The 13,992-nt window shown below is 41.8% G+C and carries 13 protein-coding genes; 6 read left to right on the top strand and 7 right to left on the bottom strand.

What is annotated here, in order from left to right; translation table 11 throughout:
- Nucleotides 1-36 precede the first annotated feature (36 nt).
- Nucleotides 37-999 (bottom strand): NAD(P)H-dependent oxidoreductase, encoded by a 963-nt coding sequence (locus QMY49_RS21580; RefSeq protein WP_283314205.1) that lies wholly within the window; start codon nucleotides 997-999, stop codon nucleotides 37-39.
- Nucleotides 1,000-1,130: 131 nt separating this feature from the next.
- On the opposite strand from QMY49_RS21580, the gene QMY49_RS21575 reads away from it, so the two are divergent.
- Entirely contained in the window at nucleotides 1,131-2,030 is a 900-nt protein-coding gene (locus QMY49_RS21575) for a LysR family transcriptional regulator (RefSeq protein WP_005452707.1), read from the top strand.
- 55 nt (nucleotides 2,031-2,085) lie between these two features.
- Here QMY49_RS21575 and yghU read toward each other — a convergent pair whose 3' ends face one another.
- Both yghU and QMY49_RS21565 read right to left on the bottom strand, forming a co-directional pair.
- Entirely contained in the window at nucleotides 2,086-2,946 is an 861-nt protein-coding gene (gene yghU, locus QMY49_RS21570) for a glutathione-dependent disulfide-bond oxidoreductase (RefSeq protein WP_009697048.1), read from the bottom strand.
- Between the two features lie 215 nt (nucleotides 2,947-3,161).
- Entirely contained in the window at nucleotides 3,162-3,728 is a 567-nt protein-coding gene (locus tag QMY49_RS21565) for a TetR/AcrR family transcriptional regulator (RefSeq protein ID WP_005452711.1), read from the bottom strand.
- Between the two features lie 99 nt (nucleotides 3,729-3,827).
- Between QMY49_RS21565 and QMY49_RS21560 the strand changes: the two genes are divergently transcribed.
- On the top strand, nucleotides 3,828-4,361 hold the full coding sequence (locus QMY49_RS21560) for a dihydrofolate reductase family protein (RefSeq protein ID WP_283314197.1): 534 nt from the start codon (nucleotides 3,828-3,830) through the stop codon (nucleotides 4,359-4,361).
- A gap of 156 nt (nucleotides 4,362-4,517) precedes the next feature.
- Here QMY49_RS21560 and QMY49_RS21555 read toward each other — a convergent pair whose 3' ends face one another.
- Nucleotides 4,518-6,737 carry a PDDEXK family nuclease gene (locus QMY49_RS21555; protein WP_283314194.1) on the bottom strand — a complete coding sequence of 740 codons (2,220 nt, stop codon included), beginning with the start codon at nucleotides 6,735-6,737 and terminating at the stop codon, nucleotides 4,518-4,520.
- Between the two features lie 381 nt (nucleotides 6,738-7,118).
- Here QMY49_RS21555 and QMY49_RS21550 point away from each other — a divergent pair, with 381 nt between their 5' ends.
- Entirely contained in the window at nucleotides 7,119-7,667 is a 549-nt protein-coding gene (locus QMY49_RS21550; RefSeq protein WP_283316738.1) for a sugar O-acetyltransferase, read from the top strand.
- 156 nt (nucleotides 7,668-7,823) lie between these two features.
- Here QMY49_RS21550 and QMY49_RS21545 read toward each other — a convergent pair whose 3' ends face one another.
- A complete protein-coding gene (locus QMY49_RS21545) occupies nucleotides 7,824-8,261 on the bottom strand; it encodes an OST-HTH/LOTUS domain-containing protein (RefSeq protein ID WP_283316736.1) in 438 nt (145 codons plus the stop codon).
- Nucleotides 8,262-8,282: 21 nt separating this feature from the next.
- On the bottom strand, nucleotides 8,283-8,873 hold the full coding sequence (locus QMY49_RS21540; RefSeq protein WP_283316734.1) for a chromosome partitioning protein ParA: 591 nt from the start codon (nucleotides 8,871-8,873) through the stop codon (nucleotides 8,283-8,285).
- Nucleotides 8,874-9,418: 545 nt separating this feature from the next.
- Here QMY49_RS21540 and QMY49_RS21535 point away from each other — a divergent pair.
- Nucleotides 9,419-9,973, top strand: coding sequence for a carboxypeptidase-like regulatory domain-containing protein (locus QMY49_RS21535; RefSeq protein ID WP_283316732.1), 555 nt, complete (start codon nucleotides 9,419-9,421; stop codon nucleotides 9,971-9,973).
- A 485-nt stretch (nucleotides 9,974-10,458) separates the two neighbouring features.
- Nucleotides 10,459-11,013, top strand: coding sequence for a DUF6795 domain-containing protein (locus QMY49_RS21530; RefSeq protein WP_017189556.1), 555 nt, complete (start codon nucleotides 10,459-10,461; stop codon nucleotides 11,011-11,013).
- Nucleotides 11,014-11,352: 339 nt separating this feature from the next.
- Here the strand turns inward: QMY49_RS21530 and QMY49_RS21525 are convergent, their stop codons facing one another.
- The gene (locus tag QMY49_RS21525) at nucleotides 11,353-12,072 is read right to left on the bottom strand and encodes a beta-ketoacyl-ACP reductase (protein WP_009697041.1); all 720 of its coding nucleotides are present in this window, start codon (nucleotides 12,070-12,072) and stop codon (nucleotides 11,353-11,355) included.
- Between the two features lie 430 nt (nucleotides 12,073-12,502).
- On the opposite strand from QMY49_RS21525, the gene QMY49_RS21520 reads away from it, so the two are divergent.
- Entirely contained in the window at nucleotides 12,503-13,987 is a 1,485-nt protein-coding gene (locus QMY49_RS21520; protein WP_050907469.1) for a DUF1800 family protein, read from the top strand.
- Nucleotides 13,988-13,992 lie beyond the last annotated feature (5 nt).

Genomic DNA, 13,992 nt, shown 5'->3' with positions numbered 1-13,992 from the left:
TTAGGGCGAAAGCAATGAATTGCTAGCTAAGGGCCGTTACCTCACCACTGGAACAACGCTGTATTCATGAATGATGACTCGTCCACTCTCATCAATCGACACTTGCCATGTCTCATTAACGTTTAAGTTGACTGCTTCACCTTTCATCATCGAATCATCATAACTGTCTGCTGTTAATCGAATACGCAGTTCCACTTGAAAACGATCACCATTAGGTTTCACTTCGATCTGCTGAACGTCGTGGTCACAGTTTGGTTTAAAAGTCGCACGGGCAATCGCATACCAATCACGAAAGCCATCATGACCTAAAAATTCACCTTCTGGCATCGACCATTTCACGTCTTGCGCTAGCTTGTCTGTGAAGAACTCCGTCCCTTCTTCTAAAACATCAAATTTGGCGAACCACTCAGCAACAAATGTCTGCATACGGCTCTCTGGTGAAGCGGTGATTTCTTCAATCTGTGCAGCTAAGCGGCTCGCATGATCTTTTGCACGTGCTTGCACTTCTTCCAACTTGTTATACACATTTGGAATGTACACCATACGATGGGTATAAACTGGCTTACGATAGTTCATACCCGCCAAATAAGCCGTTTGTTGGAATGGGTAAACAAACTGCTCGATAGTAAAGTGGTTGTAACCAAGTGGATCGTAAGACTCTGCAGGTCCACCAATCGTAAATGACAGAATGAAGTCTTTGCCTTTTAGCTTGTCGCCTTCAGGACCGTAAGCGAAGTTAAAACTGAATACATCATCTACCCACTTTTTCAACAACGCCGGTGCTGAGTACCAGTAAAATGGGAATTGCAACACAACCACATCAGCACTCATAAGCGCAGTTTGCTCTGCCTCAACATCAATTTGGTAGTTCGGATACAGAGTGTCTAAACGACGAACTTCAATATCACTAAGCCCTGCTTTTAGCTCGTCTAGGATAACTGTGTTGGTGTATGACTCATCTAGGTTTGGGTGACCTGAAATTACCAGTACTTTGCTCATCGTGATTCCTCTGTTTCGAAGCGTTAACCGATGGAGAGAGAATACGCTGGATTAACCTTTAGTTTTAGATGCTCTTTACTTAAATTATTATTAGGTAGAAACTAACAATAAACGCAACACTAGGATGAAACATGAACGGCACCACCTACAATCAATTAATGATGTTCCATACTATTGCACAAGAAGGCAGCATCACCGCCGCAGCACGTAAGTTAGAAATCGCACCACCATCGGTGAGTCAGGCATTAAAAATGCTGGAAGAACAACTCGGCTTGCCATTATTTACCCGCACCACTCGTCGCATTGAGCTGACAGAAGCAGGGCAACGCTTATACGATCGAACACTGACTACCATGTCTGATCTTAACCTCGCAGTCGAGAGTGTAAGTGATTTGAGCCGAGTGCCATCGGGCAAAGTTCGTATCACGGTGCCACGCTTTGTTTATCAATCTTTGCTCAAACCCATCTACATTGAGTTTTGCCAACGTTATCCCGATATCCAGTTGGAAATTTCTGTTTCCGATAAAACTGTCGATATCATTCGTGAAGGGTTCGATATGGGTATCCGCTTTGGCGATAAAGTGGAAGAAGGAATGATTGCACGTCAGCTCACTCACCCAGTGAAAGAAGCGTTATTTGCATCACCAAGCTATGTCGCGCAGTTCGGCTTACCCAATACGCCAGAAGACTTAAAAAAGCATAAGTTGATTCAATACCGCTTTATTTCTTCTAATCAAATCGCACCGCTGAAGTTAAACAACAAAGGGGAAGCCATCACCGTCGACATGCCAAGCGCGCTGATCGTCAACGACACCGATCTCATGGTTGACGCCGCAATCAACGGGTTAGGCATTGGTCGTATTGTGACGCCTATCGTACAAGAGGGCTTTCGCACTGGAGAGTTGGTGCCTGTGCTTGAAGAATATTGGCAGCCCTATTCTGGCTTATATGTTTACTTTCACAAGAACACCCAAAAAGCCAAGCGGGTTCGAGTGCTTATCGACTTCTTAATCGAGAAAACACACCACTAGGGATCAAAAAAAGGAATGCACAGGCATTCCTTTTTCGTTTAGTACGATGAAGCGATTACGCAGACTTTTTCGCTAGTGCGGAATCAATGTCTGCAGCGCTGTGACGCTCAGGTACTTGTTCCCACTCTTCACCCCATGAACGGTTAACAATACGACCACGTTGTACGGCTTCGCGTTCATCAATCGCTTTCGCCCAACGCACAACATTCTTGTAGCTCGCCACATCTAGGAACTCTGCCGCATCATACGCACGACCCAGAACAAGGTTGCCGTACCATGGCCATGTTGCGATATCGGCAATGCTGTACTCGTCACCACCTAGGAATTCGTTGTTCGCAAGGCGCTTATCCAGCACGTCTAGTTGACGCTTGGCTTCCATAGTGAAGCGGTTAATTGGGTACTCGAACTTCTCTGGTGCATACGCGTAGAAATGACCAAAACCCCCGCCTAGGTATGGCGCAGAACCTTGCAACCAGAACAACCAGTTCATTACCTCAGCGCGCTTCGCGCCTTCTGTTGGTAGGAAGTGACCAAACTTCTCTGCTAGGTAAAACAAGATGTTGCCAGACTCAAAAACATTCACCGGTTCGGCACCTGAACGGTCAACCAAAGCCGGAATCTTCGAGTTCGGGTTTACTGACACAAAGCCTGAACCAAATTGGTCACCATCGCCGATCTTGATCAGGTATGCGTCGTATTCAGCTGCTGTTACGCCTGCTGCCAAAAGCTCCTCAAACATGATCGTCACTTTCTGACCATTTGGCGTACCCATTGAGTAAAGCTGAAATGGGTGCTCACCAACTGGAAGCTCTTGCTCATGACGCGCGCCAGAATCCGGACGGTTAATGCTCGCCCACTGACCGCCATTTTCATTATCGTTTGTCCAAACTTTTGGTGGAATGTATTCGTTAGCCATTGTTATCCCTTATTGTGTTTGAATGCATCTTCAAACTGACGGCTCTAGCACGCCAGCAAGCATTATTGAAAGTATCCCTTCGCCTTTCGCTTCGGGCATAACCAAGATATTAGGTCTAATTAACCAAATAAAAGTCCTGTAATCTCTTTTAGTTAGAACCTTTGGTTATGGGAATTTCTTTCAGGGTATATACCCAAACAGCGCGTTAATGTGAGCTAGGTTCGAGATACCAACAATGATGAGCAGATCAGACTTAACGGTCCATCCAACATATCAGTCTTAATCAAGCTCGCATCATGGCAACAGCTAATCGACAGCGCAAAACCGTGTAAGTAATCCGCCAGCAGATCCAAACTGTCTTTCTCTACTTGCTGGGATAAACCCAAGGGTTGAACAATCAATTGATAGCGCTCAGTAAACACTTGAGCCGGTCCGTGGGATGTCATGCTCAACATGGTTTGCAACAGCCCGTTATACTCACGCAACAGCTCAATATAACTAACGCACAGGTGTTTGAGTTCGCTTTGCCAATCTTCATTTGCTTGCGGTTGATAAATGTCTTCCACCAACGATGTTGTTAACGCTTCAAGCAAAGCATTTTTGTTTTTGAAGTAGTAATAGATCGCCATAGGATCCACATTCAATTGGGTCGCTAGCAGGCGAATACTTGGTACCTTTCCTTCCTTTTTCATCAATAACTTAGCCGACTCCAAAATGCTTTCTGCACTCAGTTGTGACTGCTTTGCGGTCGGTCTTCCACGTTTCTTTTCGTTGACAGACATTTGATCTTCTCGATAAACTCAGTATTATTCTACATTGTAGAATTAATTTTAACCCATACTTTAGCTTGGCTCAAGCATCACTACTTTGATGAGGTACTCATGGCAAATATCGTATTTATTGCAACCAGTCTGGACGGTTACATCGCAGATAAACAAGGCAAACTCGACTGGCTACAATCCGTACCAAATCCCGACAATATTGATACTGGCTTCTTCCCATTAATGGAACGTATTGACGGCTTAGTCATGGGGCGTAATACCTTAGATGTTGTGCTGAGTTTTGATTGTGATTGGCCGTACAGTAAACCCGTGTTCGTACTCAGCAATACCATGACAGAAGTCCCACAGGGCTACGAAGACAAAGTCTTTTTAGTAAAAGGCGAGCTAAAAGATGTGCTTACTGACCTGAATGCAAAAGGCTTTAACGAACTATACATCGACGGCGGTGTGACGATTCAGAACTTTTTGAAAGAAGATCTTATCGATGAAATGGTGATCACGCGCTTCCCTATTCTACTTGGCGGCGGCGCACCTTTGTTTGGTGATTTGCAACAGCCTCTCCATTTTAAAGTGACCAAGAGCGAAGTGGTGCTAGACACCTTGGTTCAAACGACCTACGTGCGTGAAAGGTAATCTACCTAGGTAATTTAAACAAAAGAAAAACGCCCTTCCTAGAGATAAGAAGGGCGTTTTTTATTCGTATTGTTCTAGCTTGGTGAGGGCCGTTTTGGGACAGAAGTGAGTTACAGGTGAACCGTAAATTGATAGCCTTGAAATTATCTGGGTTTCTCAGGACTTACCACAATTAAAATGACCTGCACTTTCCCAGACTCTAGAATGCTCTATAACTTCTAGAAATTCTTTACCACTAAACCCATTTTCGTACAATGAGTGCGCTTCGGAAACAAAGTTCGCCTGTTCACCTGACGCTAGTGATGACGAGAGTTTTTGTTCTTGGTTACATAAGAAGTGAGCATTGTCGGCTAATGCAATAAGAAGCTCTTCTATTGTTACCTTCATAAAACCTGAAAAATACTCATGGTCACATTCAATGGATGTATCGGCAATCAACCCAACTACGTTGGGAGTATCGGTAGTTAACTTTAAAGTTTTCCTAAGCTGATCATCTACTTGAATCTCCCTTATTATTGCATCAACTTTCTTCCTCACTTGCATACCTGCTTTGCGTAAGGTTTTATCTCGATGATAAAAGATTTCAGACTTGGTCGTTCTGCAATACGTAGATTTAACTTCGATAACAATCACGATATTATCTATTACACAAATTAAATCTATTTCCCCAGCTTCTGCTCCCCCACAGCTTTTAGCGGTAAAGTTTTTTAACACAGAGAACCCTCTGAGCTTGAATTCATCACCCAGCTGGTTTTCGATTCTTGTTGTCTCATCCTTCAATGAGCTACGTTGATTTGCAAATCGACGTAGATTATTTACAGCATTAACTGAACTTATTTGAGCTGACATTAGCCAAGGGAGTTGAACACAATAACTACCGATTTTGAAGACAGGTTTTTCGGTTAGTTGTTGAAGTTCACAGGTCGGTGAGGCTTTCAAAAGCGCACTGCTTTTTTCCAAATCAAGGCACCAGAAATCTAAAATTGCTTTAGCTGCATTGATATTACCATTAGGGAAATCATCCGATACCGTCCATCCGACAATATTATTGACCTTATCTTTCCAAAGCGACCATGTGATGGGGAATCGATTTTGTCCTGTCGCTAGTCCTTGTATGGTCACTAATCCAATGGCTTTCCTCCAATCACCTACTTCTGCATACTCTCGATCAAATGCTTCGATATACTCCTTTAAATAAAAAGATATCATTAGCTCTTGAGCTAATAGTGCCTGGAGCAGATTGACGTTGAATCCTGAACTAATGGTCACGGATGATGCAAATCCATACACCTTCTGAAGTTCGAGTGAACTTGCTATTGCTTTGACGTAAGCGAGTTGGTTACTTTCATGGTTCTCACTTGTTCCAATTTGTTTGGAAGCCATACCAGAACTTATGAACTCATTTACTGCTAAGTTAAACCAATAACCCCTAAGCATTTTTTGTCGATTTCCATTCCGCTCCCATGTATCGTCTAAACCATTATCTAGATGCGTCAGTGTTAAACGTTCATTTTTGACCGAAAAAAGAAGTGAATCATCAAAACAGAATGGATAAACACTCTGAGATATAAACTCATCGAGCTCCACTTGAGCTTGCACTAATTGGCTGAAAATTTCTAAAAAAGCCTCTGCTCTAGAATTATCTTCATTTGAAGGAAAGATTAGAGGAGCATGATATTTCTTTAAAGACTGTGAAATCTTGATATCGTTTAAGGTAAAACTCTCATTTGATACATGTCTCAGCTTCCATTGCATTAACTCTGTTAACGCTCTTAACTGTGAATCTGCACTTATGAGCCCACCGTCAAACGAAACAGCCTGTTCCTTTAAGTGTTTAAATGAGTAAGCAGCAGATAATGACATCAACTCAAACAAAGTTAAAGACTGTAACGGTTCGCTGAATTCCTTTACTAAATTTAGCCTGTCTTTATGTGCTGATTGGAATGCTTCGCATGTAGTGATGAGTTCTACTAGTTCATGTGGGTTTTGACTGGCTAGTGTTCTAATCTCGTTCCACTTTGCATGCTCTTTCTTTAAAACCAATTGAGAACGACGAATTGCAGTGCGAATAGTCACTGGAGACTCTACGTAAATCTTAGTCATTAAGTTGAAATTTTTGGCGATATCCTGTGCGAAGTAGCGTGTTAACGCAAGTATGAAAATATCAGTTTTATATGTTGATAGTGGAATGTCAAAAACAAGCTTTGAGTTCCAAAAAGATTCATCTCGGTTTGGCTGGGGTTTCGTTTTCCTTTTCTTTGAAAGATTTCTATAAAGATATGTCTCGATCACAAGCTTGTATGGACAATAACTATGCTCTCTCTCCTTTAAATCTAAGAAAAGTTTATCAAAGTAATTAAATTCACAATCTAACATCAAGGATTCCATTCACTATATAGTGTTATGCCATTTCACTAACCTAAACCATTGCACAATAAAGAGGAATCGGTATGCCCCGTGATTCCCTAGACACACTTATGGTATAGGCAGAAATAGGGAAATACTACCAGTCCTCGTTGTTATCTGAGCTAGCTCAAACACGTTTTGGGGCACTTCTGTGTTACAAAGTGCCAACTGTGAAGGTTCTGGACAGAAACGTTTTAGGTTAATCGGATTATGGTACTTGGTTCCACAACAAAGAAGATATTCCATTTTCGCAAATCACTATCGACTAGATTTCATTTCTATTGAAACCTTTGTTCCGCTAAATTATCCCACACCTAAGCAAAAACCATCGGTTGTATACACAGGAAGATTATGACTGAATTTGAAAAGATGATGGCTGGTGAAGATTATGATGGCGGCGATCAAGCAATAAATGACATTCGTGACAACACATCAAAGCTCTTACTTGAACTCAACCAAACCATTGTTGAGTCTCATCGCCAGAAAGTTCTAGCGCAGTTGTTGGGTGGAATATCTACCTCTAGCATTATTCGCTCTCCATTTCATTGTGAAATAGGCAAAACCATTTCTATTGGCAAGAGTAGCTTTATCAATATGAATGTCACAATGTTGGATGGGGCAAAGATCACCATTGGAGATAACGTATTAATCGGGCCGAATACTCAGTTCTACACTGCAAGTCATTCTTTAAATCACTTAAAGCGCCGTAAGTGGGCAACTATATGCAAACCAATAAGTATCAAAGATGATGTGTGGATTGGTGGTAATGTTGTGATTAACCAAGGGGTAACTATCGGTGCTCGCTCCGTAATTGCAGCGGGATCAGTTGTGAACACTGATGTTCCTCCAGATTGCTTATATGGTGGTACACCTGCCAAACTAATCCGTCGCCTCGATTGATCTGAACAAGGTAATTCAACTAAAACCAAGGTGAAGTCCTTGGTTTTTTCTTTTGTGCTCTCGAATTCAGATCATCTATTAGTAGGATAACGTGACACTAGCACGGAAAGGGGCAATAATGAGTCACCACATCTATTGAATCTACCTGAAAACCCATTACTTCTGTTTGCTCGCCTTTGTTATCAACTGAAACTCCATACCAGAACGTTTTGTGTTGGGGGTTTTGTAGCGTGTCGGATACTTGTCAAAAAAATCAGACAGCTTCTTTAATCCGTAGTTTCTAGGATCGAAATCTGGCTTCAATCTCTTCAAATACTTACCAATTTCACCAAGTTTAGCCCATCCTGACTCGTCTCTATAGTTTTGCCATGCCTGATGCATCAATCGCCAAAGTTCACGTTCAGCGTCTTGACTAGAGTTAGGTTGTGCTCCCCCCAGTTCAACATCAGCATTCAAGTTTTCAATAGCAACAAAATCATCACAAGCGTTTTTAAATGAAGTCGGTGTCATTGCTTTTCCAACACCAATGACATGGTTCTCCGACTCTCTCAATCTCGTGGCAAGACTTGTAAAGTCACTATCACTGGAGATCAAAGCAAAAGAACACTTGTTAGTTTATTCACAGTACTTTTCCTCAGCTGGAAGCGATGTACTGACTGCACCATCTTGCAAATGATTGTAAGCAAGATAAGCCATGGTTCTCGCTTTAGTGTTGTATGTTAGTGCTGTGATTGTTTTTGACGTATCGATTGAATCATCCACTGGAATACCGACAAAATCTTTGCATGCGATGACTTTATCGTATTCGTCACCTATCGCCATGGCTTTGTCAATATTAGCCTCAGTCTTTTCACTCCAATCGTAATATAGGTTTTTCTGAGTTTGACGTGCATCTTGCTTCAATGCATTACGCACTGGCTCTGACACTTCTAACGCATTGATGAATGCCTCAATATCGTCGCGTATTCCGTCCTTGTTTTCATCACGACCAGTCAGGGAGTCGCTTCTGTCTAATGTGTAATCAAATTTTCGATACAGCAGAGCAAATTGGTCATCAATTGTAGGCTGAGCTTTAAGTTCTTCAGCAAGCTCCTGTGTTTTTTTAAAACTCTGATATTGGCTATTGTGATTTGGCGCTGAAGGCGTGGTGTTTTGCTGGTTACAGCCAGAGAGAACAAGCAGAGCGAGTAGCGATAATTTTTTCATATGCATAATCCATGTTTTTTATGGATATTACATCTGTGCTTTACGGATAGACCAGTTGCGTTTTGTTATACCGAGTAAACAACTGGCAACTTAATTCTCCAAATATTTATGCCTTTATCTTGAAACCAAAACGCCCTTAACCTAAGCGAAGGACATTTTTTTAATTTTTCAAGCTTAACTAAACTCATTGTTAGGCATAAAAATTGAGGATGCTAACCACAAATAACTTCTGTCCAGAGGCTGTCGCATAACGCATCTAAGGAAATTTCAGTCTAATATACTATTGAAAAAATGAAGGTTCCTGTTAACGGAAAATATAATAGAAAGCCGCTCCAATGAACTGACGTCTCATTTTTGACAACAAATTCAAATTGATCACTATCTTGCCTTAGACAATATTGCCAGTTCTGTTTTCAGCATATAGCATGCCAGAGACAAACCATATGCATATCAATAGTTTGGATATGCTTAGAGGTTTACTATCGTTAACACACCTCAGTTTTCTGTTAGTTTTTACACTTTCAGCTTTTGGCTCGGAGAACAAAATGTTTAGAAAGAAAACGGTTCAGCTGTTCCCTCCAGTGACTGGAAAACTTACCAACAATGGCTCTCCTTTACCTGGTGTTAAAGTAAAAAGAAGCTATGAATTTATCGATGTTACCGATGGTGAAATACATGACTACACGACAACTGACAGTGAGGGACGCTTTAGTTTTCCTGAGTTAACCATGCAATCACGCCATGCCGACAATCCCTTTGCTACCAATGTTATCTGGCAAGGTATTCGTATTGAAAGTGATGATCCAAGCAATGCTGAAGATGATGAAGTCTACCTATGGGATGCGAACTCTCGAGGGGTTACACATAATGCTTACTTTGTAGAGATGTTATCTGCTCTAAATTGCGATCTATCGAATAGTGAAGAAGTGATTTATGTGTATAACTCAAAATACTCCAGTGGCGTAATTGTATACCCTATAGTCAGCATTTGTAGATGGCCTAAACGATCTGAAATTGAAAAAAGAAAAGCCGTAGACATTGAAGAGTTTGATGAGCTTAAAAATTTGGATAAGTACGGAAATATTAATGGATTAATTTAGGGGATAAAAATGACAATACTTCCTCCAAGATTAACCTCTGAGCCAACTAATTTTTTCCATTCTATTATTGAATAAAAAACGAAGAATTGCGCTCTTACTTCACATACAAAAACATTTCTAAACTCATTGTTGGACATAATCATTTGAGGACATTAACAACAAATAACTTCTGTCCAGAGGCTGTCGCATAACGCATCTAAGGAGGTTTCAGTCTAATAAACGATTGAAAAAATGAAGGTTCCTGTTAACGGTAAATATAATAGCAAGCCGCTCCAATGAACTGACGTCTCATTTTTGACAACAAATCCAAATTGATCACTATCTTGCCTTAGACAATATTGCCAGTTCTGTTTTCGGCATATAGCATGCCAGAGACAAACCATATGCATATCAATAGTTTGGCAATGCTTAGAGGTTTACTATCGTTAACACACCTCAGTTTTCTGTTAGTTTTTACACTTTCAGATTTTGGCTTGGAGAACAAAATGTTTAGAAAGAAAACGGTTCAGCTGTTCCCTCCAGTGACTGGAAAACTTACCAACAATGGTTCCCCCTTACCTGGTGTTAAATTAAAAAGAAGCTATGAATTTATCGATGTTACCGATGATGAAATACATGATTACACGACAACTGACAATGAGGGACGCTTTAGTTTTCCAGAGTTAACCATGCAATCACGCCATGCCGACAATCCCTTTACTACCAATGTTATTTGGCAAGGTATTCGTATTGATAGTGATGATCCAAGTAATGCTGAAGATGATGAAGTCTACCTTTGGAGTGCAAACTCTCGAGGGGTTACACATAATGCTTACTTTGTAGAGATGTTATCTGCTCTAAATTGCGATCTATCGAATAGTGAAGAAGTGATTTATGTGTATAATTCAAATTACCCCAGTGGCGTAATTGAATACCCTATAAGTAGTATTTGCAGATGGCCTAAGCGAGCTGAGATTGAAAAAAGAAAAGCCGCAGACATTGAAGAGTTTGGTGAGCTTAAAAATTTGGATAAGTACGGAAATATTAATGGATTAATTTAGGGAATAAAAGTGGTAATACTTCCTCCAAGGTTAACCTCTGATCCAACTAATTTTTCCATTCTATTATTGAATAAGAAACGAAGAATTGCGCTCTTACTTCACATACAAAAACATTTCTAAACTCAAAATAGGGAAGTTAGAAAAGTCTTGGCTATAACTTCAATAAAATGCTCAATCGTTTATATGGAGGCGCCAATGAGGCTGTTAAGCGTTTTTATGATTAACAGCTTCAACCTGTTTTTATGGAAAACGGGGTCCAATAACTAACTTGACTCTATCCAACAAAAACGCCCTTCACTCAGATGAAGGGCGTTTGTTATTTGAGGTTTAGTTCGTTGGTTAAAGCACTAAACCACCGTCAATCTTGAGCACTTGTCCTGTAATGTAAGCGCTCTTGTCAGAGGTGAGGAAGGACACACCATTAGCGATGTCTTGTACTGACCCCATTCGACCTAATGGGGTTTTGCCTTCCATCATTTCAATGACTTTTTCTGGTAGGTTTTTGGTCATGTCGGTGGCGATAAAACCTGGCGCGACACAATTGACGCGGATCTGTGCCCCCTTTCTCGATAGCTCTTTCGCCCAGCCTTTGCTCATTGAAATAACGCCGCCTTTACTTGCGCCATAGTTGCTCTGACCGATATTGCCATCCGTTCCCACGATAGAAGAAATGCTTACAATACTGCCCTCCCCCTGCTCTAGCATAACAGGGGCAACACGTTGAGTTAGTAAGAATACGGCTTTTAAGTTCACGTCGATAACGCTGTCCCAATCTTGCTCTAGCATGTCTGGCAGCAATGCATCACGAGTAATGCCGGCGTTATTAACCAGCGCATCAATTCTGCCATGCTGTTTTACGATACTATCTACCACTTCGCTAACGGTTGCGGCATCGCACAAATTGACTTGATAACTGCTTAACTGCGCTGACTGGCTCCATTCCACAGGCGATATATCCAGCCCGACTACGTGGAATCCATCCTCCAGTAATTGCTCACAAATAGCTTGGCCAATACCACGAGCCGCACCAGTGACTACTGCTACTTTTTCCGGTTTCATCTTGGTCTTCCTTAAATGTTGAGATTACAAATTCGCTGTTATCCCTAGCGTTTGTTGTTTTTATGCTTAGTCGCGTTACAGCTGCGCTTCTCGTACGCAGGGTCTTTCATAAACTATAGAAACAGTCTGGGAGTCGGATGTGAACTAATCAAGACATCTTGATTATAGTTTGCCAAATAATGCGTTTCCGTCACTGTTCTATCGATGTTGCTGTGTAACAAATGCGCTTTTTGTTGAATAAGCAGCCTTTCACTTAAAGCTCACCCATTTAATTCTTAGATTATGCAGCAAAGTCACAATAAACCTGTGGGTATTACATTCTTGTTATCAAAAATCTGGATTACGATTTTAAAGATACAGCGTGCTTTTAAACATGGATGCGAGAAAGACGCCTCACCTGACAAAGATAACAATACCTACGGGAGATAAAATGAATCAGGCTTACATAGATGCAGCAAGAACGCTGCAACAGTGCACGTTTGGACCATCCCAACGTGACATTAATGACCTCGTTCAATCAGGAAGCATTGAAAACTGGGTCGCTCAACAAACACTTATCCCTTCTTCATCTTGGCTTACTCACTTTGAACAAGATGAGTTGAATGTTCCCGACTTAGGACAGGGCTTGTATTACGCCAGCAGTTGGACGCGCATGACGGTGGAAGGCAACGATATTCTGCGTCAACGCATCGGTTATACCCTTTCTCAACTGTTTGTCGTGAGCGTAAAAGACCCAGCATTTAGTGCAGCGTCTAAGCGTCGTTACATGTGTAATTACTTCGATGGGCTGCTCGATAACGCTTTTGCGAACTTCCGTGATGTGATTCGCTTTGTATCGAAATCGCCAATCATGGGCGAATACCTAACCTTCGTAAACAACGTTTCTAATGAGCTCACTGCACCAGATGAAAACTACGCGCGAGAGCTGTTGCAGTTATTCACTCTTGGTCCTGTCAAGCTGCGCAATAACGGTGAAGTCCGTTTGGATGCCGAAGGTAACGAAATGGCATCTTACACCCAAGAAGATATTGAACAACTGGCTCGTGTTTTTACCGGCTGGAAGTTCATTGATATCCGCGGTAATGACAAATACAGCCAACCGATGTTGCCACGCGGCGAACACGACATGGGCGAAAAGCGTATTCTTGGTAAAACCTTCCCCGCCGGTGTAGGTGCAGAGGATGAACTGGAAGCAGTGATTGAGCATTTGATGAAGCAGAACACACTCTACACTTTTGTAACCAAGTTCTTCATCAATAAGCTTGTGACCAGTAACCCGAGAGCGGGCTACATTCGCCGTGTCCGCCGGGCATTTAAACGCTCTGATGGCGACATGCAAACTCTAGTAGTTGCGATTTTAACTGACAAAGACGCCCTGCGTTCTGGTAACTCAGTGGGCAAATTGCGTGACCCGCTATCTGTCTTTACTCATGCGATGCGCACTCTGCAAGTGAAGCGTCGTGACGGTGTGATGATGTGGCCAAAACAATTCAATTGGTATAGTCGAACGTTGCCTTTATCTGCCCCATCTGTGTTTTATTACTATCAACCTGATGACGCGCCAAATCATCCTGATTTTAATGGTTTGGTGGCACCCGAGTTTAATGTGTATCAATGGCATGACATTTACCAATACGGGATTCAGTTCCGTGAGTTGATTGCTCGCTTCGAACAGGAAAACAAAGATTGGTACATGGATGAAACCTTGTTCACCCGTTACCTTGCGTTTGATGATGAAGGGGTTGTTGATTACCTCAACGAGCATTTGTTCGCTTTTCAAATGAGTGAGCAAGCGCGCCAATGCTATCTCGATTACCTCGCTCAGTGTCCGGGACGCAAACCGGAATGGCGCAAAGAGATTAAGAATCTCGTCATGAACGCACTGCTTTCACCAGAATTCATCACACAGGGGTAAACATC

Source organism: Vibrio harveyi, assembly GCF_030060435.1.
Taxonomy (GTDB): domain Bacteria; phylum Pseudomonadota; class Gammaproteobacteria; order Enterobacterales; family Vibrionaceae; genus Vibrio; species Vibrio harveyi.
The sequence above is the reverse complement of the archived record's forward strand: the minus strand, read 5'-3'. Positions and strand labels throughout refer to the sequence as shown.

What these genes read in the sequence shown, in the direction of transcription:
- QMY49_RS21580 (WP_283314205.1), bottom strand. Translation starts at nt 999, where the DNA reads ATGAGCAAAGTACTGGTAATTTCAGGTCACCCAAACCTAGATGAGTCA.
- QMY49_RS21575 (WP_005452707.1), top strand. Translation starts at nt 1,131, where the DNA reads ATGAACGGCACCACCTACAATCAATTAATGATGTTCCATACTATTGCA.
- yghU (WP_009697048.1), bottom strand. Translation starts at nt 2,946, where the DNA reads ATGGCTAACGAATACATTCCACCAAAAGTTTGGACAAACGATAATGAA.
- QMY49_RS21565 (WP_005452711.1), bottom strand. Translation starts at nt 3,728, where the DNA reads ATGTCTGTCAACGAAAAGAAACGTGGAAGACCGACCGCAAAGCAGTCA.
- QMY49_RS21560 (WP_283314197.1), top strand. Translation starts at nt 3,828, where the DNA reads ATGGCAAATATCGTATTTATTGCAACCAGTCTGGACGGTTACATCGCA.
- QMY49_RS21555 (WP_283314194.1), bottom strand. Translation starts at nt 6,737, where the DNA reads ATGTTAGATTGTGAATTTAATTACTTTGATAAACTTTTCTTAGATTTA.
- QMY49_RS21550 (WP_283316738.1), top strand. Translation starts at nt 7,119, where the DNA reads ATGACTGAATTTGAAAAGATGATGGCTGGTGAAGATTATGATGGCGGC.
- QMY49_RS21540 (WP_283316734.1), bottom strand. Translation starts at nt 8,873, where the DNA reads ATGAAAAAATTATCGCTACTCGCTCTGCTTGTTCTCTCTGGCTGTAAC.
- QMY49_RS21535 (WP_283316732.1), top strand. Translation starts at nt 9,419, where the DNA reads ATGTTTAGAAAGAAAACGGTTCAGCTGTTCCCTCCAGTGACTGGAAAA.
- QMY49_RS21530 (WP_017189556.1), top strand. Translation starts at nt 10,459, where the DNA reads ATGTTTAGAAAGAAAACGGTTCAGCTGTTCCCTCCAGTGACTGGAAAA.
- QMY49_RS21525 (WP_009697041.1), bottom strand. Translation starts at nt 12,072, where the DNA reads ATGAAACCGGAAAAAGTAGCAGTAGTCACTGGTGCGGCTCGTGGTATT.
- QMY49_RS21520 (WP_050907469.1), top strand. Translation starts at nt 12,503, where the DNA reads ATGAATCAGGCTTACATAGATGCAGCAAGAACGCTGCAACAGTGCACG.